Origin of the sequence: Sphingomonas sp. Leaf67, from assembly GCF_001421965.1 — a bacterium.
Lineage (GTDB): Bacteria > Pseudomonadota > Alphaproteobacteria > Sphingomonadales > Sphingomonadaceae > Sphingomonas.
The window spans coordinates 56,399-78,673 of sequence record NZ_LMLP01000021.1; the positions used below are offsets into that span (position 1 = coordinate 56,399).

At 68.7% G+C, this 22,275-nt stretch carries 21 protein-coding genes; 9 read left to right on the top strand and 12 right to left on the bottom strand.

Annotated elements, in window-relative coordinates; genetic code table 11:
* On the bottom strand, positions 1–861 hold the full coding sequence (locus tag ASE90_RS12455; RefSeq protein ID WP_056001047.1) for an STAS domain-containing protein: 861 nt from the start codon (positions 859–861) through the stop codon (positions 1–3).
* A 218-nt stretch (positions 862–1,079) separates the two neighbouring features.
* On the opposite strand from ASE90_RS12455, the gene ASE90_RS19240 reads away from it, so the two are divergent.
* From ASE90_RS19240 to ASE90_RS12465, 3 genes are all read left to right on the top strand, one after another.
* Positions 1,080–1,232 (top strand): energy transducer TonB, encoded by a 153-nt coding sequence (locus ASE90_RS19240; protein ID WP_321163790.1) that lies wholly within the window; start codon positions 1,080–1,082, stop codon positions 1,230–1,232.
* A 204-nt stretch (positions 1,233–1,436) separates the two neighbouring features.
* Positions 1,437–3,026 (top strand): L-aspartate oxidase, encoded by a 1,590-nt coding sequence (nadB, locus tag ASE90_RS12460; RefSeq protein ID WP_056001051.1) that lies wholly within the window; start codon positions 1,437–1,439, stop codon positions 3,024–3,026.
* 94 nt (positions 3,027–3,120) lie between these two features.
* Complete coding sequence (locus ASE90_RS12465) at positions 3,121–4,233, top strand: serine hydrolase (protein WP_056001054.1); 1,113 nt, start codon at positions 3,121–3,123, stop codon at positions 4,231–4,233.
* A 202-nt stretch (positions 4,234–4,435) separates the two neighbouring features.
* On the opposite strand, the gene ASE90_RS12470 is transcribed toward ASE90_RS12465, so the two are convergent.
* Both ASE90_RS12470 and purH read right to left on the bottom strand, forming a co-directional pair.
* On the bottom strand, positions 4,436–5,038 hold the full coding sequence (locus tag ASE90_RS12470; protein ID WP_082449782.1) for an HAD-IA family hydrolase: 603 nt from the start codon (positions 5,036–5,038) through the stop codon (positions 4,436–4,438).
* A 69-nt stretch (positions 5,039–5,107) separates the two neighbouring features.
* A complete protein-coding gene (gene purH / locus ASE90_RS12475; protein ID WP_056001057.1) occupies positions 5,108–6,694 on the bottom strand; it encodes a bifunctional phosphoribosylaminoimidazolecarboxamide formyltransferase/IMP cyclohydrolase in 1,587 nt (528 codons plus the stop codon).
* A 183-nt stretch (positions 6,695–6,877) separates the two neighbouring features.
* Between purH and ASE90_RS12480 the strand changes: the two genes are divergently transcribed.
* Positions 6,878–7,657 (top strand): SDR family oxidoreductase, encoded by a 780-nt coding sequence (locus tag ASE90_RS12480; RefSeq protein ID WP_056001060.1) that lies wholly within the window; start codon positions 6,878–6,880, stop codon positions 7,655–7,657.
* Between the two features lie 6 nt (positions 7,658–7,663).
* On the opposite strand, the gene ASE90_RS12485 is transcribed toward ASE90_RS12480, so the two are convergent.
* The 3 genes from ASE90_RS12485 to ASE90_RS12495 all read right to left on the bottom strand — a co-directional run bounded on the left by ASE90_RS12485 (position 7,664) and on the right by ASE90_RS12495 (position 11,386).
* Positions 7,664–9,400, bottom strand: a complete 1,737-nt coding sequence (locus ASE90_RS12485) for a heparinase II/III domain-containing protein (protein WP_056001063.1) — start codon at positions 9,398–9,400, stop codon at positions 7,664–7,666.
* Positions 9,397–10,056 carry a ribulose-phosphate 3-epimerase gene (rpe, locus tag ASE90_RS12490; RefSeq protein ID WP_056001066.1) on the bottom strand — a complete coding sequence of 220 codons (660 nt, stop codon included), beginning with the start codon at positions 10,054–10,056 and terminating at the stop codon, positions 9,397–9,399. Before rpe ends, ASE90_RS12485 begins: the two co-directional genes overlap by 4 nt.
* A gap of 70 nt (positions 10,057–10,126) precedes the next feature.
* Positions 10,127–11,386: an RsmB/NOP family class I SAM-dependent RNA methyltransferase gene (locus tag ASE90_RS12495; protein WP_056001069.1), complete on the bottom strand. Its 1,260-nt coding sequence runs from the start codon at positions 11,384–11,386 to the stop codon at positions 10,127–10,129.
* 93 nt (positions 11,387–11,479) lie between these two features.
* On the opposite strand from ASE90_RS12495, the gene ASE90_RS19250 reads away from it, so the two are divergent.
* The 3 genes from ASE90_RS19250 to ASE90_RS12505 all read left to right on the top strand — a co-directional run bounded on the left by ASE90_RS19250 (position 11,480) and on the right by ASE90_RS12505 (position 14,624).
* On the top strand, positions 11,480–11,647 hold the full coding sequence (locus tag ASE90_RS19250; protein WP_082449783.1) for a DUF1674 domain-containing protein: 168 nt from the start codon (positions 11,480–11,482) through the stop codon (positions 11,645–11,647).
* Between the two features lie 226 nt (positions 11,648–11,873).
* Positions 11,874–12,662 carry a class I SAM-dependent methyltransferase gene (locus ASE90_RS12500; protein ID WP_056001073.1) on the top strand — a complete coding sequence of 263 codons (789 nt, stop codon included), beginning with the start codon at positions 11,874–11,876 and terminating at the stop codon, positions 12,660–12,662.
* A gap of 135 nt (positions 12,663–12,797) precedes the next feature.
* Positions 12,798–14,624: an AsmA family protein gene (locus ASE90_RS12505; protein WP_056001076.1), complete on the top strand. Its 1,827-nt coding sequence runs from the start codon at positions 12,798–12,800 to the stop codon at positions 14,622–14,624.
* 209 nt (positions 14,625–14,833) lie between these two features.
* Here the strand turns inward: ASE90_RS12505 and ASE90_RS12510 are convergent, their stop codons facing one another.
* The 6 genes from ASE90_RS12510 to hemC are packed head-to-tail and all read right to left on the bottom strand — an operon-like array spanning position 14,834 to position 20,178.
* On the bottom strand, positions 14,834–15,946 hold the full coding sequence (locus ASE90_RS12510) for a CaiB/BaiF CoA transferase family protein (protein ID WP_056001079.1): 1,113 nt from the start codon (positions 15,944–15,946) through the stop codon (positions 14,834–14,836).
* Positions 15,943–16,455: a GNAT family N-acetyltransferase gene (locus ASE90_RS12515; protein ID WP_056001083.1), complete on the bottom strand. Its 513-nt coding sequence runs from the start codon at positions 16,453–16,455 to the stop codon at positions 15,943–15,945. The genes ASE90_RS12510 and ASE90_RS12515 overlap by 4 nt, the downstream gene beginning before the upstream one ends.
* A complete protein-coding gene (locus ASE90_RS12520) occupies positions 16,455–17,639 on the bottom strand; it encodes an acyl-CoA dehydrogenase (protein WP_200910894.1) in 1,185 nt (394 codons plus the stop codon). The genes ASE90_RS12515 and ASE90_RS12520 overlap by 1 nt, the downstream gene beginning before the upstream one ends.
* A gap of 11 nt (positions 17,640–17,650) precedes the next feature.
* Positions 17,651–18,565 (bottom strand): hypothetical protein, encoded by a 915-nt coding sequence (locus ASE90_RS12525; RefSeq protein WP_082449839.1) that lies wholly within the window; start codon positions 18,563–18,565, stop codon positions 17,651–17,653.
* A 33-nt stretch (positions 18,566–18,598) separates the two neighbouring features.
* A complete protein-coding gene (locus ASE90_RS12530; protein ID WP_056001091.1) occupies positions 18,599–19,270 on the bottom strand; it encodes a uroporphyrinogen-III synthase in 672 nt (223 codons plus the stop codon).
* Positions 19,267–20,178 carry a hydroxymethylbilane synthase gene (gene hemC / locus ASE90_RS12535; protein WP_056001094.1) on the bottom strand — a complete coding sequence of 304 codons (912 nt, stop codon included), beginning with the start codon at positions 20,176–20,178 and terminating at the stop codon, positions 19,267–19,269. Before hemC ends, ASE90_RS12530 begins: the two co-directional genes overlap by 4 nt.
* 85 nt (positions 20,179–20,263) lie before the next feature.
* Here hemC and tsaD point away from each other — a divergent pair, with 85 nt between their 5' ends.
* Positions 20,264–21,304, top strand: coding sequence for a tRNA (adenosine(37)-N6)-threonylcarbamoyltransferase complex transferase subunit TsaD (gene tsaD / locus ASE90_RS12540; RefSeq protein ID WP_056001097.1), 1,041 nt, complete (start codon positions 20,264–20,266; stop codon positions 21,302–21,304).
* Positions 21,301–22,275, top strand: coding sequence for an NAD(P)H-dependent glycerol-3-phosphate dehydrogenase (locus ASE90_RS12545; protein ID WP_056001100.1), 975 nt, complete (start codon positions 21,301–21,303; stop codon positions 22,273–22,275). Before tsaD ends, ASE90_RS12545 begins: the two co-directional genes overlap by 4 nt.

Below are 22,275 nucleotides of genomic sequence, written 5' to 3' on the forward strand. Positions count from 1 at the left end.
TCAGCCCTTCGACGCGACCTTGCGGACGACCGACCGCCCCGTGCGCTGAAACGCGAGCGCCAGGGCGTCGGCGAGCGTGGCCTTCGACACCACGTCGAGTTCGACGCCCAGATGCACCATCGTCTGTGCGATCTGGGGACGAATGCCCGACACAATGCAGTCCGCACCCATTAGGCGCGCGGCGGCGATCGTCTTGAGCAGATGTTGCGCGACGAGCGTGTCCACCGTCGGCACGCCGGTGATGTCGATGATGGCGAGATCGGCGCTCTGGTCGACTATCGCCTGCAGCAGGTTCTCCATCACCACCTGGGTGCGTGCGGAATCGAGCGTACCGATCAGCGGCAGGGCAAGGATTCCTTCCCATAGCTTGACCACCGGGGTCGACAGCTCTGCGATCTCCTCCTGCTGCCGGCGTACAACCTCCTCGCGGCTGCGTTGGTAGACTTCCATCGTGTACAGGCCGAGCTGATCCAGAATCCTGGTCATTTCCCAACCGATACCCGCGACGCGGGCGGCGTCGTCCGGAAATCTGACGCGCACCTGCTCGAACAGCGGCTCCTTCAGCGAGAACACGAACGTCGCCGTTTCGGTCGGCGTGAAGCCCTGATTGGCACGCGATCGGGATACGCCGTCCAGCAATTGTCGGGCAGGCGCGAATGCGGGGTCGCTCGCCGCCGTCGCCCCCGCACGCAAACCATCGGCAAAGGCAGACAGGAAATCGCGGCACTGTTTCTCGACTTCCGCATCCTTGATCCGGCCTGCGCCACCGGCGGACATGGCCAGTAACTCGCGCCAGCGCGCAACGATCTCGCGCTCGCGCTCACCTACGATCTTCGACAATGCGGCAAAGCCGTCTTCCATGATCACAATCCTCCTGACGGCGTTTTCAAACCCTTAGCGAGGTTGAAGAGGCTTGTCGCATCGTATGATAGGGCAGCTGGAAATGGTTGAACAACGTACGATTTTCGCATGAATAAGCAGCCCAGTTGGCGAGCCGGATCGATGCGTGAAGTGCCCGTTACGGGGTCTTTGCTACCGATCATCCGGCGGCCTTCATATCTTGGCTGAGCGGACCTTCTATCCGCTGGTCTGGCCCAGCCAGTCGCGAACCCGATCGCCTCGACAAGGCGGCGCTGGGCGCGGTGCGCCGCTGGCGCTGGTCGCCGACGATCGTCGACGGTCGGCCTGCGCAGGTGAAGGGCTTCGTCCGCATTCCGTTCGAACTGCGCTGATATCCGGTCCGCTCGTGTTCAGTTGCGACGGGCGACGGCGTTCGCCGGCGACCACCACCGAACCATGTGCGCGCGGACCTCGGACGCTAACTTTCGCGTCGTCCGGCCGGCGCTGCGTCGACGCACCCTCCTCACCACCGCATCCAACCTTGTCACACCGCCCCGAACCCGCATAGTCGCGCACCAAGCCGATCGGAGTGCCCCTTGTCCCACGACCCTGCCCAGACCGACATCCTCATCATCGGATCGGGCGCCGCCGGCCTGACCGCCGCGCTGCATCTGGCCGAGCGGTTCCGCGTCACCGTGCTGGCGAAAGGCGCGTTGAACGAAGGGTCGACCGCGTGGGCGCAGGGCGGGATCGCGGCGGTGTTCGAACCCGGCGATACGTTCGAAAACCATGTCGAGGATACGATGGTTGCCGGTGCCGGGCTCAACGACCGTGCGGCGGTCGAGTTCGTGGTCGAGGGGGCACCCGCCGCCATCGAACGGCTCGCCGCGCTGGGCGTGCCGTTCAACATGGATGGCGAGGCGCTGCACCTGACGCGTGAGGGCGGCCATTCGCACCGGCGGATCGTCCATGTCGACGACGCCACCGGCTGGGCGGTGCAGGAGGCGCTGATCCGGGCGGCGCGGGCGCATGCCAACATCACCCTGCTGCCCGATATGGTCGCGGTCGATCTGGCGACCAGTCGCCATGAGCAGCGCTATTCGGGGGCGGGCAATGTGTGGGGCGTCTATGCCTTCAACCGCGCCACCGACCGGGTCGAGCTCTACACCGCGCGTGCGACGATCCTCGCGACCGGCGGGGCGGGGCGGACCTATCTGTTCAGCACCGCGCCGCGCGGCGCGACCGGCGACGGCATCGCCATGGCGTGGCGGGCGGGATGCCGCGTGTCGAACATGGAGTTCATGCAGTTCCACCCGACCTGCCTGTACAATCTGGAGGTCAAGAACTTCCTGATCACCGAGGCGGTGCGCGGCGAGGGCGGGAAGCTGATCAACCCGACCACCGGCAAGAACTTCATGCCCTATTACGATCCGCGCGCCGAACTCGCGCCGCGCGACATCGTCGCCCGGGCGATCGATGCCGAGATCAAGCGGTTCGGGCTGGATTACGTCCATCTGGATATCAGCCACATGGACCCCGAATTCGTGCGCGGCCATTTCCCCAACATCCATGAAAAGCTGCTCGGCCTCGGCATCGACATGACGCGCCAGCCGATCCCGGTGGTGCCGGCGCAGCATTATACCTGTGGCGGGGTGGTGATCGATCGCGACGGGCGCACCGACCTGCCCGGCCTGTATGCGGTGGGCGAGGTGTCGCAATCGGGGCTGCATGGTGCCAACCGGCTCGCGTCCAACTCGCTGCTCGAATGCTTCGTGTTCGGCGAGGCGGCGGCGCGCGACATCGCCGAACGCTGGGACGCATTGCCCCCGCCGCCCGCGATCCGCCCATGGGACGAAAGCCGCGTGACCGATTCGGACGAAGAGGTCGTCATCAAGCAGAACTGGACCGAAATCCGCCGGTTCATGTGGAATTATGTCGGCATCGTCCGGTCGACCAAGCGGCTGGAGCGCGCCCGCCACCGCATCGCGATGCTGAACGAGGAAGTCGCCGACTATTACGGCCATTTCCGCGTCACCCCCGACCTGATCGAGTTGCGCAACCTGCTGCAATCGGCCGACCTGATCGTCCGGTCCGCGCTGCACCGCAAGGAGAGCCGCGGGTTGCACTACACGCTCGATTATCCCGAAACGGGGCCGCAAGCGGTCGACACGATCCTTGTCCCCTGACGCTACGGCATGGGTTTCCGCCATTCGTCGTCTGTGCGGGGAGATTCGTCGCAAGGCGGCAACAACGTCTTGTAATGTTAATCGCCCTCGCAGCATGGTCGGCGCAGGACGGGGTGAGAAGATCGTGCAGATGCTGAAGAAAGTCCGGCCGCAACAAGCGGCGCTGGTGATGGGACTGATGGCGCTCGGCGGCGTGGGTCTGGCGACGCGGACCTTGCCGCCCGCGGCGCAGGCGGCCGTGCCGAAAGCGGCGGTGCCGGTGCCGCTGCCCGCACCGACGCGCCCCGCGCCTCCGGCGCTGGTCGCGACGATCAATGCGCTGGGCGGCGGGTTTCAGGGCCGGGTCGGGATCGCGGTGCGCAGCATCGATGAGGGCTGGGTCGTCGGCCATGCGATGGATCAGCGCATGCCGCAGCAATCGGTCAGCAAGCTGTGGGTCGCGCTGACCACGATGAACGCGATCGACGAAGGCAAGCTGGCGCTGGCCACCCCGGTCACCATCACCCGCAGCGACCTGACGTTGTTTCACCAGCCGATCGCGTATCTGATGAAGGACGGCGTGTTCCGCACGACGGTCGGCGATCTGCTGCGCCGCGCGCTGACGCTCAGCGACAATACCGCCAACGACAAGCTGCTCAACCTTGCCGGCGGACCGGTGGCGGTGCGCGACTTCATCGCCAGCCGCGGCCTCGGCAATATCCGCTTCGGGCCGGGCGAGCGGCTGTTGCAGGCGAAGACCGCCGGGCTGCCGTGGAAACAAGAATATTCGCAGGGCAACGCCTTTGCGCAGGCGCGGTCGCAGCTCGACCCCAATGTCCGTCGCGCCGCCTATCAGGCCTATGTCGCCGATCCGCCCGATGGCGCGGGGGCAGGGGCGATCGCCGATGCGCTGGCACGGTTGCGCCACGGCATGTTGCTGACGCCGCAATCGACCAGCTGGTTGCTCGACACGATGAGCCATACCCGCACCGGCCGCGCCCGCCTTCGCGCGGCGTTGCCCACCGGGTGGAGCGTCGCGCACAAGACCGGGACCGGACAGGATCTGGGCGGGCGCACCGCCGGCTTCAATGACGTCGGCATCCTGACTGCGCCCGACGGCAAATCCTATGCCGTGGCGGTGATGATCGGCGACACGGCCCGGCCGGTGCAGGAACGCCAGCAGCTGATCCAGACGGTGGTATCGGCGATCGTCGCCGTGCACGGGTAACGCTGTCGCCACCCATATCTCCGCGCGAGCGGGGATACGCTTACCGCTTCGTCAGCAACCTCGGCCTGATAAATCCAGTAGCGGTTCCCGAAGATGCAGATTTCGGGATCGGCATACCAGCCGGGGATCGGCGGATTGGCCGCCAGTGCCGCACGGGGCAGCACCCATCGCCGCCAGCAGCGTCCGGCGACCGATCGTCAATTCAGCAATAGTCGGCAATGGCGTAGCGTCCCTCCTCGGCCGGTACGCGCGGTCCGACGATCGCGACCGCCGCCCCTGCCGCCTTGCCCGCCGCCACGCCGGCGGGCGAATCCTCGAACACCAGACATTCGCCGATCGCGACGCCCAGCCGGTCGGCGGCGAGGCGGAAGCCCTGCGGATCGGGTTTGCCCCTCGTCACATCCTCGGCAGTAACGAACACTGCCGGCACCGGCAGCCCGATCGCCTGCAAGCGTATCTCGGCAAGGTTGCGCGGCGCGGAGGTGACGATCGCCCAGTCATCGGGGGCAAGGCCGGCGATCAGGTCGTGGATGCCCGCGATCGGCACGACGCCATCGACGTCTTCGAGCTCGGCGGCATTCAGCCATGCGGCCTCGGCATCGACATCCATGCCCGGCGTGGCAAAGCGCCGCACCGTATCCTCGCCCCGGACCCCATGACACACCGCGATCAGCGCTTCGGCATCGATCCCATGCCGATCGCACCAGCGCCGCCAGACGCGTTCGACCGCCGCAGAGGAATCGAGCAGCGTCCCGTCCATATCGAACAGGAAGGCGGCGTAGGCGGTATCGCGAAACAACGGCATGGCGCGTTCGTACCGGTTGGGGGCCGCCGAGCAAACCCCCTTCTCCCCTCCGAGAGAAGGGGGCGCCTATCAATGCCGGAAGTGGCGCATCCCCGTAAACACCATCGCCAGCCCCGCGTCGTCTGCGGCCGCGATGACCTCTTCGTCGCGGATCGATCCGCCCGGCTGGATCACCGCCGTCGCACCCGCCTCGACCGCCGCCAGCAGCCCGTCGGCAAACGGGAAGAACGCATCCGACGCCACCGCCGAACCGATCGTCCGCGCTTGTGACCAACCGGCCTTGTCGGCGGCGTCCTTCGCCTTCCACGCGGCGATGCGCGCCGATTCCAGCCGGTTCATCTGTCCCGCGCCGATCCCTGCGGTGCTGCCGCCCCGGGCATAGACGATCGCGTTCGACTTGACGTGCTTGGCGACGGTCCATGCGAAGCGGCAATCGGCCAGTTCCTGTGTCGTCGGCTGACGCTTGGTCACGACCTTCAGCTCGACCTGATCGAGATTGCCGGCATCGCGCGACTGGACCAGCAGCCCGCCGGCTATCGTCTTGACGGTCAGCCCGCCGCGCGCCGGATCGGGCAGCTCGCCGGTCAGCAGCAGGCGGAGATTCTTCTTGGCGGCGAACACCGCCTTGGCCTCGTCATCGGCGTCGGGGGCGGCGACGACTTCGGTGAAGATGCCGCTGATCGCGCGCGCGGTCTCGCCGTCCAGCGGGCGATTGACGGCGATGATCCCGCCGAACGCCGACACGCTGTCGCAGGCAAGCGCCGCCTGATACGCCTCGATCAGCGTGTTGCCGGTCGCCACGCCACACGGATTGGCATGCTTGACGATAACCACGGTCGGCGGGCCGTCGCGGAATTCGCTGACCAGCTCCAGCGCCGCATCGGCGTCGTTATAGTTGTTGTAGCTCAGCGCCTTGCCCTGCACCTGTTCGGCTTGGGCGATACCGCGCGCAGCCGGCCCGCGCGGGATATAGAGCGAGGCCGACTGGTGCGGGTTCTCGCCATAGCGCAGTTCTGCGCCACGGGTGAAGGCGAGGGGGAGCGTGTCGGGAAATGCCTGTCCCTGATCGGCGAAGGCGAACCACTGCGCGATCGCCGAGTCATAGGCGGCGGTCGCGGCATAGGCTTTCGCGGCGAACCGGCGACGCGTGGCGAGGCTGGTGCCGCCGTTCGCGTCCAGTTCGGCGATCAGCGCGGCATAGTCGGCGGGATCGGTGACGATCGCGACCGCATCATGGTTCTTCGCGGCCGACCGCACCATCGAAGGACCGCCGATATCGATATTCTCGATGATCGTGTCGCGGTCGGCGCCCTTGGCCACGGTCGCTTCGAACGGATAGAGATTGACGACGACGATATCGATCGCGCCGATGCCATGTTCCTGCATCGATGCGACATGCTCGGCATTGTCGCGCACCGCCAGCAACCCGCCATGGACGATCGGGTGCAGCGTCTTGACCCGGCCGTCCATCATTTCGGGAAAGCCGGTCAGGTCGGAAATGTCGCGGACGGTGAGGCCCGCATCGCGCAGCGCGGCGGCGGTCCCGCCGGTGGACACCAGTTCGACACCATGGCGGCTGAGCGCGGTGGCGAGGTCGACGATGCCGCTCTTGTCGGAAACCGAAAGGAGCGCGCGCTGTGCGATGACATGATCCATGGGCGCGCCCTTTCGCGCGAATGGCGCGGCGGGGCAAGGGGGCGCGGGTTGCGACCTTTGGGTGGAAGGGGTAGGGTCCGTGCCATACGAACCGGAGTACGGAAGATGGTCCAGCAGTTCCGCTGAGTGCGACACGATCGGCGGCGAGATGCTGCCCATGACCCTCCATCACCGGAATACCCCATGCAACGTCTGCAATCGAAAATCTGTGTCGTCACCGGCGCTGCGCGCGGGATCGGCTACGCCATTGCCACGCGCTTCCATGAAGAGCGCGGCGACGTCGTCCTGACCGATATCGACGAAGCCGCCGGCCGCGCCGCCGCCGATGCGATCGGCTGTCGCTTCCTACGCCTCGACGTTCGCGAGGAAGGGGACTGGGGGCGGTTGGCGCGCGAGGTTCCCGCCGTCGATGTCGTCGTCAACAACGCCGGCGTCACCGGGTTCGAAGGGGGGATGGTCGCGCACGACCCAGAACATGCGTCGCTGGCGGATTGGCAAGCGGTCCACCGCGTCAACCTCGACGGAACCTTCCTCGGCTGTCGCTACGCGATCGGCGCCATGAAGGTGGCGGGGTGCGGGTCGATCATCAATATCTCGTCGCGATCGGGGTTGGTCGGCATTCCCGGCGCAGCAGCCTATGCGTCGTCGAAAGCGGCGATCCGCAACCATAGCAAGAGCGTCGCGCTCTATTGTGCGCAACAAGGATGGCGCATCCGCTGCAATTCGATCCATCCGGCGGCGATCCTGACCCCGATCTGGGAACCGATGCTGGGCGATGGGCCGGACCGGGAGGCGCGGATGGCGGCACTGGTCGCCGACACGCCGCTCAAACGCTTCGGCCTTCCACAAGAGGTCGCGGCAGTGGCGGCGATGCTGGCATCGGACGAAGCGACCTATATCACCGGGACCGAGGTCAATATCGATGGCGGGTTGCTTGCCGGATCGGCGGCGTCGCCGGGGTAGCTCTCCCTACCGCGCCCGGTGAAACCGCCATGAAAAGTCATGCCCGCCCGGCGGCGTCGTGCCCGACAGCACCAGCTGGAACGTCGCGACCGGCAGGCCGCTTTCGTCGATCCACAGGCTTTCCTCGACGCCCAGCGTCGCCCCTCTGCAGCGGAATTGCCACACCGGCCCGTCGGGCACGCGCAGGAATGCGGCCTGCCCGTCGGGGGTCGGGGCGATCTCGATCCCCGGGGCCAGATGAAAGCGCGCGACGAAGCTCGTCTCGCCCTTGCGCCCGCGCCGGCCGGTCGGGATCAGCATGTCCTCGCCCTGCACGTCGCGGCCGTCGGCGGACAGGGTCAGCACGCGGCGATGCTGGAAGCCCAGCCGCTTGGCATAGCCGTCATGCGCGACCTCGATCCGGCTGATCGCGTCACTTTCCTGCCGGGCCATGTCGACCACGCCGACGCCCTTGCCCAGCGATCCGTCGGCATGGATCGCGGTCGAATTGGTGTCGTCGAGGACCAGTGTCGAATGCGCCGCCGTCGTGCGCAGCGCACGGCGCAGATCGGCCGAAAGGGTGAGCAGCGCCGCCGCCGCCCCGCCGCAATTCACCACGATGCGCTGGCCCTGATCGGACAGTTCGAACGCCAGCGTCGACGCACATCCCTCGCGCGCGGCGCGCGCCACCGGCGGCGGCGCGGAATCGACGATCAGCACGGTGCGCCCCGCCGCCAGCCGCTGATAGCCCCAGTCGCTGGCATGGCGCAGCGGCCGGGTGCGTACGCCGGTCGCGGCGACGACATCGGCGATGCGGTCGCCATCGACCGGCCCCGATCCCTGCCAGCAGGCAAGGCCACCCTCGCCATGCGCCACGCCCAGCAGCGCCGCGACCATCCGGGTCAGCGCCAGTTGCTGCGCTTCGGGCACATCGAGCCGCCGCGCGGCATAGATTTCGCGCAAAGCGGTCAGCGTCATCACGACGTCGAGCTGGTCGGCGGGCGACCGGCTGACGATGCCGCCATCGTCGAACACGCCGGTGGTCAGCGCCCGCGCCAGGCCGTTCTCGCCAAAGCCGCGCCGCGGATCGCCGCCCGGAATGACGAGGCCGGCGGCGACCACCCCCGCCCATGCCGTGATCGCGCGGATGCCCGCCGGTGCCTTGCCCGCCTCACCGTCCAGATGCCGGGCGGCGCGGGCGATGGTGTTGAGCACGCGCGAGCGATAGACGAGGTCGGTCGACGACAGGATCAGCGGCGCGTGCGCGATCCAGAACAGCATCCGCCGCCCGGTCAGGTGCGCGCTCCAGGCCGGTTCCGACACCCGGTCGCCATGCGCGTTCAGCCATTGCAGCATCAGCGTCTCGGCGATCGGCACCGCCGTCACCCGCGGCGCGACGCTCGACAGGTCGCGCAGCCACGCAAAGCCGTGCAGATGCTCGGCAAACGCCGTCGAGAATTTCGGCCGGTCGAGCCCCAGCCGGTCGATCGGGACGCTTTCGCCGCGGAACATCAACTGCCCCGCCAGCAGCGCCTGTCCGCGCGCCAGATCGCCGAGGAAGGGATCATCGGCGATCGCGATCAGCTTGAGCGGATGCCGCCCCTTCAGCCTTAGCCCGTGCAGCGGCGTGCGCCATGCCAGCCGTTGCAGCTTTTCGGCGATGCGTTCGGACAGCGACAGCCCGGTGCCCCCGCCCTGCCGGACCAGCCGTTTGCCGACGTCGATCCCGTCGCGCGGTTCGTCGATCGGCTGGGGCGGGATCATGCGCCCCGCAATGCGGCGATGTTCGCGGCATAGGCGGTCGGCCCGCCGGTAAAGGTCGCAGTGCCGGCGACGAGGCAGTCGGCCCCCGCCGCGATCGCCTTCGGCGCGGTCGCGCGGTCGATGCCGCCATCGACCTGCAGATCGATCGGCCGGCCGGTCGCATCGATTCGCGCCCGCAGCGCTTCGATCTTGCGCAACTGGCTGTCGATGAACTTCTGCCCGCCGAACCCCGGATTGACGCTCATCACCAGCAACAGGTCGGTGAGATCGATCACCTGATCGACGACCTCGACCGGGGTGCCGGGATTGAGCACCACGCCGGCGCGCTTGCCCAGTGCCTTGATCCGTTGCAGCGTGCGGTGGAGGTGCGGCCCCGATTCCGGGTGGACCGACAGGATGTCGGCCCCGGCCTCGGCGAATGCTTCGACCAGCGGATCGACCGGCGATACCATCAGGTGGACGTCGAACGGCTTGGGGCTATGCGGGCGCAGCGCCTTCACCACTGCCGGCCCGATCGTCAGATTGGGGACGAAATGCCCGTCCATGACGTCGATATGGATCCAGTCGGCCCCGGCCGTGTCGATGGCACGGACTTCCTCGCCCAGCTTGGCGAAATCGGCGGACAGGATGGACGGGGCGATACGGACGGGCTGCATGAAATTCGTCCTAGCATGGTTGATTGTCGCGGCAAGGCTTGGGGTTCGCACACCGCACGAACCCCGTTCCTCAACGCCGCCGCAACCGCACGATGAAGAACCCGTCCATCCCGCCCTGTTCCGCCAGCATCCCCGGCAACGTCCGCACATAGCCGTCGGCGTGCGGCGCAACCCCGGCGGGCAGTTCGTCCGCGCTCGCCGGCTCGACCGCATAGTCGCTCCGCCCCGACAGGAACCGCGCCAGCTGCGCCTCGCCCTCGGCCGGCTCCAGCGAACAGGTCGCATAGACCAGCCGCCCGCCCGGCTTCACCCAGTCGGCGGCGCGCGCCAGCAACCGCGCCTGCAACGCCGCCGTTTCGGCGATCACGCTCGGGCGCACCCGGTGCAGCACATCGGGGTGGCGGCGGAAGATGCCGGTCGCGCTGCACGGCGCGTCGAGCAGCACCGCGTCCGCCGGCACGCCCGGCTTCCACACCAGCGCATCACCGGTGACGACCGACGCCGTCAGCCCGGTCCGCTGCAGATTCTCGCGCAACCGCCCCATCCGGCTTTCCGAATTGTCGAGCGCGGTCACATCCCACCCGGCGGCGGCGAGTTGCAGCGTCTTGCCGCCCGGTGCCGCGCACAGGTCGATCGCGGTGCCCGGCCCGGTTCCCAGCAGCCGCGCCGGGATCGACGCCGCCAGATCCTGCACCCACCATTCGCCCTCGGCATAGCCGGGAACGTCGGGAATCGATCCCGCATCGTGCAGCCGCCGGTGGTGCGGGGCCAGCGTCGTGCCCTCCGGCCCCGCCTCGCCTTTCAACGACAGGTCGACCGGCGGCTGCTGTGCGATGGCGTGCGCGGCGGCGATCACCATGTCCTCGCCCCACGCCGCACACCAGCGGGCATCGGTGTCGGCGGGCAGCGTCGCCGCGTCGGGCAGCCGGGCATTGCCGCGCATCAGCGTGCCGAACACCCCGTGGACCAGCTTGCGCGGACCGCCCTCGACCAGCGGCAGCACCGTCGCGATCGCGGCATGCGGCGGCGTGTTCAGCACCAGCGCCTGCCCCAGCGCGATGCGCAGCACGAACCGTGCCTTGGCATCGTCGGGCAGGGGGCGCTGCGTCGCGCTGTCGATCAGCGCGTCGAGATCGGGCAGCCGCCGCAGCACCGCCGCCGCGATGGCATGGGCAAGGCCGCGATCCTCGCGTCGGTCGAGTTCCTGCGTGGCCTTCGCCAATGCGGCCTCCAGCGGCAGTCCGCGCCGGATGACGGCATCGAGCAGCCGCAGCGCGGCGCGGCGCGCGGCAAGGCCCGGCGCTTCGGGGGCGAGTTGCGGGCGGGCCATTCAGCGGCGCTCCGGCGAAGTTGGTCGATCGATCACTTGATTCCTGTCGCTGGTCCGCCAAGTGCATCCTGACGAACCGTGAAGGAGTCTCCTATGGGCACCCGACCCCCGCATGTGAAGCCACCCGCGCACCTCTCCAAATCGCCGCCGGTGCCGACCCCCGAACCGATCCCGCCCAAACCGGACGCCGACGACCCGCTGGGATTGAGCCCGACGCGCTATGGCGACTGGACGCACAAGGGCATTGCGGTCGATTTTTGAGGGGGCGGCACGGAGTATTCGCATTCCCGCTTCCCCGTCGAAATTGGCAGTTTGGGGAATTGCAAATCGGGAACGGGTTTTGGGAAAGCGGAACCCGCAGGGGTCTGTCAGCGCGATTGGGGCGATCAGATTGTCGTCACAGGTTCCCAGTCGGGAAGGCCGCCGCACGTTGACCCCATGAGCGAACCACGCAATTGTCGAACCGTGAATAGTCGTCGGGATCGTCATGGTGGATAGCGAGCAGAACTACCTACGTGATGTGCAGTACCGCTTCCCTGATAGGCTCAAGGCCCGTTCGGTGCTGCATAATCGCTACGGGCGGGGTGACTGGTTTGAATGGCTGGCGGCACACATCCCAATACCAGCAGGCGCAACGGTTGCAGACGTAGGATGCGGCGCGGGATCATTTTGGACAAATGCGCCTCAAACCCTTCCGGTCGACTTGAGGCTGCGCCTGTTCGATCTTTCGACGGGCATGGTCCAGGCGGCCCGTACCTCCATCAACGCCCTGCATCGGTGGGTAGACGTTGAAGTCGCGGTCGCTGATGCGGTGGCGTTACCCATTGTCGATGCTAGCGCCGATACGACGATCGCGGTGCATATGCTCTATCACCTCGCCGACCCCGCTGCCGGCCTCCGGGAGATGGCACGCATCACTCGCGCGAACGGCACCGTTGCGGTCGTTCTCAATTCGGCGGGCACGATGGCGGAGTTGTCGGCGTTGGCGCGGGCACCGTTCGGCAACGCTCCCGATCCGCGCCCGGAAGCCCTATCCTCTGAGCAGGGTCTTGCGCTGATGCAGCGCGTGTTTCCCTACGTCGATGTCGTTCGGTACGAAGATCTCCTCCGCGTCACCGATCCAGTTGACCTACTCGGCTATCTTACCAGCCTTCCTTTTGCCGACGAGCCGGGTGTGCCCAAGAAGCTTGCCAACGCCGTGGCGGAGGCGTTCGAGCGCGCAAACGGGGTTTTTACGATCACCAAGGCATCCGAACTGCTCTTGGGGCGGAAGTAGGCGTCCCAGGCCACCTTTCTCGCTTCTCGATGCCAATCGGGATAGCGGCGACCTTACCCCTTCGCCCACCAACCTTCACCCCGGCAATTCCATTGCGCCCATGGAACGAACGCCCGCGTTCCGACTTATCCAAAAATGGTCAGGCTCGCGCGCCCGTGGCGGTTCATCCTTGGCGGCATCCTCGGCCTCGCACTCCTCCTCCTGCTGATCCTCGCCGCCTTCCCCTGGGGCGTGCTGCGCGACCGGGTCAGCGCGCGGCTGGCGCAGCGGTTCGGGTCGGACGTGTCGATCGGCACGATCGAACGGGTCGAGGCCTTGTCCTTTTCCCCCACGCTGATCGTCCGCGACCTGACCATCGCGCAGCCCAGCTGGGCGGGGCAGGGCGATCTGGTCCGGCTGAACCGCGTCGATTTCCGGTTCGAGGTCCTGCCGATGCTGCGCGGCAGGTTCGATCTTCAGGCGCTGGCGATCGATGGCGGGCGCGTCGCGATGGTCCGCACCCGCGACGGGCGCAAGAACTGGCAACCCGACAAACGTGGGCAGAAAAGTTCGGCGGCGGCGATCACCAGCCTGTCGATCCGCGACCTCGTGATCGACTATCGCGACGCGGTGCAGAACCGCCGCTTCGCCGTCACCGTCGCATCCGATGCAAAGGGCTTTCGCGCGCAGGGGAACGGCGCGATCGACAACCGCCCGGTGCAGGTCGCGTTGACCGGCCCGGCCATCACCGGCGACGGGCCATGGCCGTTCCGGGCGCGGGTCGACGGCCCGACCATCACCGTCGATGCGAAGGGGGTCATGGCCTCCCCGCTCGGCACCAACCGCATGACCGTCGACCTGACCGCGCGCGCCAACGACCTCAAGACGCTCGACGCGCTGATCGAGGCCGGTCTGTTCGGGACCCAGCCGGTGAAGCTGACCGCGCGCGTCCGCCACGACGATCCGACGTGGGTCATCGAACGGCTGTCGGGCACGATCGGCCGGTCGAGCCTGACGTCGGCGAACGCGACGATCGGCAAGGATGGCGAGCGGACGAAGATCGACGGCAGCCTGCGCTTCGCCGACCTGTCGTTCGACGACCTCGCCACCGACGAAGGCCGTGCCCGCGCCATCGCGATCGAACGCCGCATCGGCCCGCGCGTGGTGCCCGGCACCCGCATCAACCTTGCCAAGATGGGCGATCTCGACGGGCGGCTGGCGATCCGCGTCGACCGGCTGCTCGACATGGCGGGCCTGCGCAGCCTCGATACCGTGCTGGCGATCGACCACCGCCGCCTGACCGTCGCGCCGCTGACGGTGCGGCTGGCGCAGGGGCGGATTACCGGGCAGGTGATCGTCGACCAGCGCGAACGGACGACGCCCCGCGCCACCTTCGACCTGAAGCTGGTCGATTCGCGCATCTCGACCTTTGCCGGCGGCGCGCCGGTCGATGCCCCCTTGCGGGCAAAGCTGAAGCTGGTCGGTAGCGGCGACACGATCCGCGAGGCGATCGGGCGGTCGGACGGCATGATCGGCTTCGCGGCGGCGGGCGGGACCCTTCCGGCGAAGATGGCGTCGCTGCTCGGTGCCGATGTCGCACGCGGGCTGACCACCGACGACGATGCCCGCGCCCGGCTGCGCTGTCTCGGACTACGGCTAAACGTCACCAATGGCATCGGCCGGATCGACCCGATGCTGATCGACACCTCGCGCGCGCAGACGCGGGGGCAGGGGGTGGTGCGCCTGTCCGACGAACGCCTGTCGATCGCGCTGACCGGTAGCCCCAAGCAACGCACGCTGCTCCACCTCGACCAGCCGGTCCGCATCGGCGGCCGTATCCAGAGCCCCGACATCCGCATCCCGCCCGGCGTGAAGAGCGCGGGCGGCATCCTGCGCATGATCGGCCGCGCGATCGGCGGCGACGACACCCCGCGCGCCGGCAACGCCGATTGCGGCGCGCTGGTCCGGCGGGTGCTGCGATAACGCTTTCCTACAGGCCGTCCCGGCGGCAGGATCGCCGGTGCGTGTCGTGCGCCTGCTCTTTGACATCCGTCCGATCCGCCCTCCGCGCCGCTATGCCGCCAACCGCGCGCGAGTGTGACCTTTGTGACCTTTGATCCCGTAGGTGACGCGCGATCCGCTACATCGCCAACCGCGTGCGAGTGTGACCTTCGTGACCTTTGATGCCGTGGTCAGGCGTCGGGCCGCGGCGGTGCGCCGCGTTCGGCGACCATCCGCTCGCCGTCGATGACGATCGGGCTGGCAAGGCCGGGCAGGCCGTCGGGCCGGATCGCCATCCCGCGCGCCATCACCTGCGGATCGGCGAATACGTCGTTCAGCGCGTTGATCGGGCCGGCGGGAATGCCGGCGGCTTCCAGCGCCTCGTACAGATCGGCCTTGGCCCAGCGCGCCACCGCCGTCTGGATCGCCGGCACCAGATCGCGGCGATGGACCACCCGCGCCGGGTTGGTCGCAAAGCGCGGGTCGTGGTGCAGGTCTAGCCCCAGCACGCCGCATAGCCGCGCAAATTGCTGGTCGTTGCCGACCGCGACGATCAGCGCACCGTCGGCGGTCTCGAACGCCTGATAGGGGGCGAGGTTCGCATGGCCATTGCCCATCCGCGTCGGCACGATGCCGCTCGCCATCCAGTTCAGCGCCTGATTGCCGAGCACCGCGACCTGCGTGTCGAGCAGCGCCATGTCGATATGCGCGCCCGCACCGGTCCGGTCGCGACGGCGCAGCGCCGCGAGGATCGCGACTGCTGCATAGGTGCCGGTAAAGATGTCGGCATAGGCGACCCCCGCCTTTTGCGGTGGCCCGTCCGGCTCGCCGGTCAGCGACATCGCTCCGCCCATCGCCTGGATGATGAAGTCGTATCCGGCGCGGTGGGCATAGGGCCCGTCCTGCCCGAAGCCGGTGATCGAACAGGTGATCAGCCCCGGCCGCACCGCCGACAGCGCGGCGTGATCGAGGCCGTATCGGGCGAGGCCGCCGACCTTGTAATTCTCAATGACGATATCGGTCTCGCCGACCAGCGCGCGGACCTGTTCCTGCCCCTCTGGCGTCGAGATATCGATCGCCACCGACCGCTTGCCGCGATTGGCGGCGTGGAAATAAGCGGCGTCGCGCGCCGAGCCGTCGGGCGCGGTGACGAACGGTGGCCCCCAATGGCGGGTGTCGTCACCCGCCCCCGGTCGCTCGACCTTCACCACCTCCGCCCCCAGATCGGCGAGCAACTGCCCGCACCACGGCCCCGCCAGGATGCGCGCCAGCTCGACCACGCGGACCCCGGCCAGCGGCTTCATGCGCGGCGCAGTTCGTAGATGACGTGCGGTACCATCCGCCCGCCGCGCAGCACGTCGACGGTGCCGGGGAGCAAGGTCGCGTCCAGCGCCTCGACGGCGGTCCGCGACCGGCGATTCTCCTGTCCGATATGGAAGGTGATCGCCGCGACATGGGGCGCGACATGGTCGATCATCAGCCGCTTGGTCTCGCGGTTATAGCCCCGCCGCCACCGGTCGCGCGCAAAGAAGGTCCAGCCGATCTCGATCTCGTCGGCGTGCCGGTCATGGGGGCCATAGCGGCTCGACCCGATCACGCTGCCGTCGCCGGCATCGCGGATCGTCAGCATCCCGCCTCCCGACAGCCCTTCGTCGAAGAACGCGCGAAAGACGTCTTCCTGCCAGCGGTCGTGCGCGGGATGCTGGTCCCAGATCGCCGGGTCCGACGCGACGGCGAAGAGCGCGGCATACTCCTCCGGCACCGTCGGCGCGATCCGGACCAGTTCCCCCTGCAACACCGGCTGCCGGTTCATCAGAAGGCGGCGATCCCGGTGATCGCCCGGCCCTGGATCAGGCCATGGACGTCGTGCGTCCCCTCATAGGTGTTGACCGTTTCGAGGTTGATCGCATGGCGCATCACATGGAATTCGGCGGCGATGCCGTTGCCGCCATGCATGTCGCGCGCGACGCGGGCGATGGCCAGCGCCTTGCCGCAATTGTTGCGCTTGATGATCGAGATCGCTTCGGGGGCCAGCGTCCCCTCGTCGAACATCCGCCCCGCGCGCAACGCCGCCTGCAACCCCAGCGCGATCTCGGTCTGCATGTCGGCCAGCTTCAGCTGAACCAGCTGCTTGGACGCCAGCGGCACCCCGAACTGCTTGCGGTCCAGCGTATATTGCCGCGCCGCCTGCATACAGAATTCCGCCGCGCCCATCGTGCCCCATGCGATGCCATAGCGTGCGCGGTTGAGGCAGCCGAACGGCCCCTTCAGCCCCTCGACATGCGGCAGCAACGCGTCCTCGCCGACCTCGACCCCGTCCATGACGATCTCGCCGGTGATCGACGCGCGCAGCGACAGCTTGCCCTCGATCTTCGGTGCGGACAGCCCCTTCATGCCCTTTTCCAGCACGAAGCCGCGGATCTTGCCGTCATGCGCATCGGACTTGGCCCACACGACGAAGACATCGGCGATCGGCGAATTGGTGATCCACATTTTGGCACCCGAGATGCGATAGCCGCCGTCGATCTTCGCGGCACGGGTGCGCATACCCGCCGGGTCCGATCCGGCATCGGGTTCGGTCAGTCCGAAACAGCCGACCCATTCGCCGCTCGCCAGCTTCGGCAGATATTTGCGCCGCTGCTCCTCCGATCCATAGGCGTTGATCGGATGCATCACGAGGCTCGACTGCACGCTCATCGCGCTGCGATAGCCCGAATCGACCGCCTCGACCTCGCGCGCGACCAGACCATAGGCAACATAGCCGAGGCCCGCCCCGCCATATTCGGGATCGATCGTGGGCCCGAGCAGACCCAGCTCGCCCATTTCCGACATGATCTCGCGCGCGAAATCCTCATCGAGGAAGGCGCGGGTAACGCGCGGCAACAGCTTTTCGCGGGCATAGCCATGCGCCGCGTCGCGGACCATGCGTTCTTCGTCGGTCAACTGCGCGTCGAGCGCGAACGGGTCCTGCCAGTCGAAACGGCCCATGTCGGCCATGATCAATGTCCTTACAGCGTCGGGTCGACCGGATCGGCGGCGACCGGGGATTCGGATGGCGGCGGTGCGGCAGGCACCGGCGCGGGTTGGGTAACGGGGGCGGGCCGCGGCATGGTCAGTGCGACCGATTCGAGGTCGATCAACGCCTTGCGCGCCGCGACGAAGCGTTCGGCGGCGGCGGTCCAGCGCCGCGCGCTGGCGGCACCAGGCATCCGCTCGATCTCCGCGATCGCCTGTTCGACCTGACCGGTGTCGAGCCGCCGTCGCGCCCGATCCAGCCGGTCGATCGGGCGGCTGCTGGGCGTCGCGCCCTGTCGCAGGACGATCAGCTGGCCGAATTCGCGACGCAGCCCGTTCCAGAAGCCTTCGCCGGTCGGGCCGGCGATCAGCGGTGTCGCCACCGCATCCAGCGCGGTGCGCAGGTCGTCGAGCGTGACCGGTGCCTGTGCGGCGGCGATCAGCGTGCGGACCGCATCGGGACGGCTGTCGCCGAACCGCTCGCGCAACTGTCCTTCCAGATAATCGAGCGGCCGACCGCGATCGAGCGCGCGGCGGGTGGCGACGACCACCATCATGTCTTCGGCCCGCGTCGCATAGCCGGCGGCGTTGCGTGCGCTGTTGTCGAGGCCGACGATCCGTGTCTCCAGATCGGCGATCCGCGCCGCCAGCGCCGCCTCACGCGCCGACAGGATCGGCAGCGCGACCGCCGCGACCGGCTGCGGTGCAGGGACCGGGGTGGGTTGCGCGACCGGCGTGGCGACCTGCGTCGACCCGCCCCAGCCGAGCCGGGGTGCGACATAGCGTAGCACGGCCAGCGTCGCGCCGATGCCGATCAGAAAGGCGAGCACGGCGACAAGGAGCCATCCGCGGCTTCGTCGCTGCCGGTACGGGCCGCTGGTCGTCGCAAAGGACGCATCTTCGCTCATCATGCCGCCTTATCCCCGCGCCCGCGCGCCGGGTCAATCGCGCGCGAGCGTGTCGGCCAGCGCGATGGCGGCGGCGATCACGCTCGCGTCGTCGGGCCGCTCCGCCACCGTCACCGCCCGCCAGCCGCTGCCGAGGCCTGCGGCGGCGGCATCCGAAATCGCCGCGATGGCGACGCCGCTGCGATCGGAGACGATATCGGCCAGCCGCCGGGCCGCGCGGGGCGAATGGACCAGCGCGACCGATCCGGTCAGGGGGGCGGGGTCGATGGGGTCGACGGCCTCGCTGGCATAGACCGCTTCGATCGCGGTGACCGCCGGGTGCGCGGTCACCGCCCGGTCGCGCGCAGTCAGCAACAATGCCGCGCGCACGCCGTCTGCCAGTGCGGCGTCGAGCAAGGCCCGGCCATCACTGCTGCCGGTCGCGAACACCTGCAGCCCCGCCGCCCGCGCCGCCGCCGCCGTCGCCGCACCGACCGCGCGGACCGGCAGCGCGGCATAGCGCGACAGCGCCGGTCCGGCATGACGCACCGCATTGGCACTGGTCAGCACCAGCGCGTCCTGCGCGTCCGGATCGGGACCGTCCCAGGCCAGCGGCAGAACCACGAACAGCGGCAGGCGGATCGCGCATCTGCCCAGCGCCTCGATGGCGGCGACGGTCGCGACATTGCCCGGTTCGGGGCGCAACACCGCGATCGGCACGATCATTGCGCGAACAGCTTGGCGATATTCTCGGGCGCGGTGGCAAGCAGTCGTTCGGCCAGGCCGCGCGGCAGGTCGATGTCGTCGATCGCACCGCTGACGCTGCCGTGCACCTGCGCGCTGCCGTCCTGCGCCAGCAATTGGCCGGTCAACGTCAGCACATCGCCCGCGATCGTCGCCAGCGCCGCGACCGGCGAATGGCAATCGGCACCCAGCGCCGCAAGGAAGCCGCGCTCGGCGCGCACTGCCTGATGCGTCGGCGCATGGTCGATGGCACGGACGAAGGCGAGGGTGCGGTCGTCCTCGGCCCGCACTTCGATCCCGACCGCACCCTGGGACGGGGCGGGGAGCATGTCGTCGATCGCGATCGCCGTGCCGACATCGGGCCGCCCCAGTCGGGCGAGACCGGCCGCGGCAAGCAGGGTCGCGTCGACCTCGCCCGCCGCCAGCTTGCCGAGCCGGGTGTCGACATTGCCCCGGAACAGCACGATTTTCGCATCGGGACGGTGGTGCAGCACCTGCGCCGCGCGCCGCGGGCTGCTGGTCCCGACGACGCCGCCCTCGCGCAATTCTGCCAGCGCCGCGATCCCGACCAGTCGGTCGCGGACATCGGCGCGCGGCAGCATCGCGGCAATGCGAATTTCGGTCGGGCGGATCGTCTCGACATCCTTCATCGAATGGACCGCCGCATCGATCTCACCGCAACACAGCGCGCGGTCGAGTTCTTTGGTCCACAGCGCCTTGCCACCGATCTCCGCCAGCGCGCGGTCCTGCACCCGGTCGCCGGTCGTCTTGATCGTAACGATCTCGATGTCCGCCGGATCGATCTGATGCGCCATCGCCAGCGCGTCACGCGTGGCATGCGCCTGTACCAGCGCCAGCGGCGATCCGCGCGTGCCTAGTTTGAACGTCATGGCTGCTCGCTACGCATGGCGTGCGGCAAGGGCAAGCCACGCGAAGGCTTCGCACCGCCGGTCAATCCGCGCTAAGGCCGGATGGATGGCCACCCCCCTGATCCTCGGTATCGAATCCAGCTGCGACGAAACCGCCGTGGCGCTCGTCCGTGGTGACCGCACGATCCTGTCGCATCGCCTTGCCGGACAGGAAGCGGCGCATGCCCCTTATGGCGGCGTCGTTCCCGAAATCGCCGCGCGCGCCCATGTCGAGATTCTGCCGTCGCTGGTCGAAGGGGCGCTGGCCGATGCCGGCGTGGCGCTCGGCGATGTCGACGCGATTGCCGCGACCGCCGGGCCGGGGCTGATCGGCGGGGTGATGGTCGGACTGGTGACGGCCAAGGCGCTGGCGCTGGCGGCGGGCAAGCCGCTGGTCGCGGTCAACCATCTGGAGGGGCATGCGCTGTCGCCCCGACTGACCGATCCCGATCTCGCCTATCCCTATCTGTTGCTGCTGGTATCGGGCGGGCACTGCCAGTTGCTGCGCGTCGACGGGGTCGGCAGCTATCGCCGCCTCGGCACGACGATCGACGACGCGGCGGGGGAGGCGTTCGACAAGACCGCCAAGGTGCTCGGGCTGGGCTATCCCGGTGGCCCGCGCGTCGAGGCGGCGGCACTGGACGGCAATGCGCGGGCGGTGCCGCTGCCGCGCCCGCTGCTCGGTACGCCCGATCCGCATTTCTCCTTCGCCGGTCTCAAGAGCGCGGTGCTGCGCGCGCATGACGCCGGCAGCTATTCGGTGGCGGATATCGCCGCGTCGTTTCAGCAGGCGGTGGTCGATTGCCTGCTCGACCGGACGCGGCTGGCGCTGACACTGGCGGGGCCGGTCAGCGCGCTGGTCGTGGCCGGCGGGGTCGCCGCCAATCGCGCGGTGCGCGGCGCGCTGGAGGGGCTGGCCGGAACCAACGGTCTGCGGTTCGTCGCGCCGCCGCTGTGGCTGTGTACCGATAATGCGGCGATGATCGCATGGGCCGGGGCGGAACGGTTCATGGCGGGCCATAGCGATCCGCTCGACGTGGCGGCACGCCCGCGCTGGCCGCTCGATCCGTTGGCGGAAAAGGTACGCGGGGCAGGAGTGAAGGCATGAAGATCGGGGTCATCGGCGGCGGGGCATGGGGCACCGCGCTGGCACAGGTCGCCGCGCGCGGGGGCGAGGTGACGCTGTGGGTGCGCGAGCCTGCCGTCGCCGATGCGATCAACGATGCCCGCGAAAATCCGGTCTTTCTGCCCGGCGTGAAGCTGTCATCGGCCATTCGCGCGACGACCGACAGCGCCGATCTCGGCTCAGCCGACGCGCTGCTGGTGGTGACCCCCGCCCAGCATGTCCGCGCCGTGCTGTCGACGATCGACGTCGGCGACCGCGCGCTGGTGCTGTGTGCCAAGGGGATCGAGGCAGGTAGCCGGATGCTGGTGGGCGAGGTCGCGCGTGCCGTCCACCCGCAGGCACCCGTCGCCGTGCTGTCCGGCCCTACTTTCGCGCACGAAGTTGCGGCGGGCAAGCCGACCGCCGTCACCCTCGCCTGTGCCGATGCCGCGCTGCGCGACCGGCTGGCCGAACGGCTGGCGGCACCGGGTTTCCGGCCCTATGCCAGCGACGACGTGATCGGGGCGGAGATTGGCGGGGCGGTCAAGAACGTGCTGGCCATCGCCTGTGGCGTGGTCGAGGGGGCCGGGCTGGGCCAAAACGCCCGCGCATCGGTGATCGCACGGGGCTTTGCGGAGATGACCCGTTTCGGTCTGGCGCGCGGGGCGCGGGCCGAAACGTTGGCCGGGCTGTCGGGGCTGGGCGACCTGGTGCTGACCTGTTCGTCGACCGCGTCGCGCAACTATGCGCTGGGCGTCGGGCTGGGGCAGGGGCGCGCGGCCGCCGACCTGCTTGCCGATCGCCGGACCGTGGCGGAGGGGGCGTTCACTGCGCCGGTGCTCTGCGAGGCGGCGGCCGACGCCAGCGTCGACATGCCGGTGACGGCGGCGGTCGGTGCGCTGCTGACCGGCATGCCGGTGGGGCAGGTGATCGATACGCTGCTCAGCCGTCCGCTACGCCGCGAGGGCATGTAG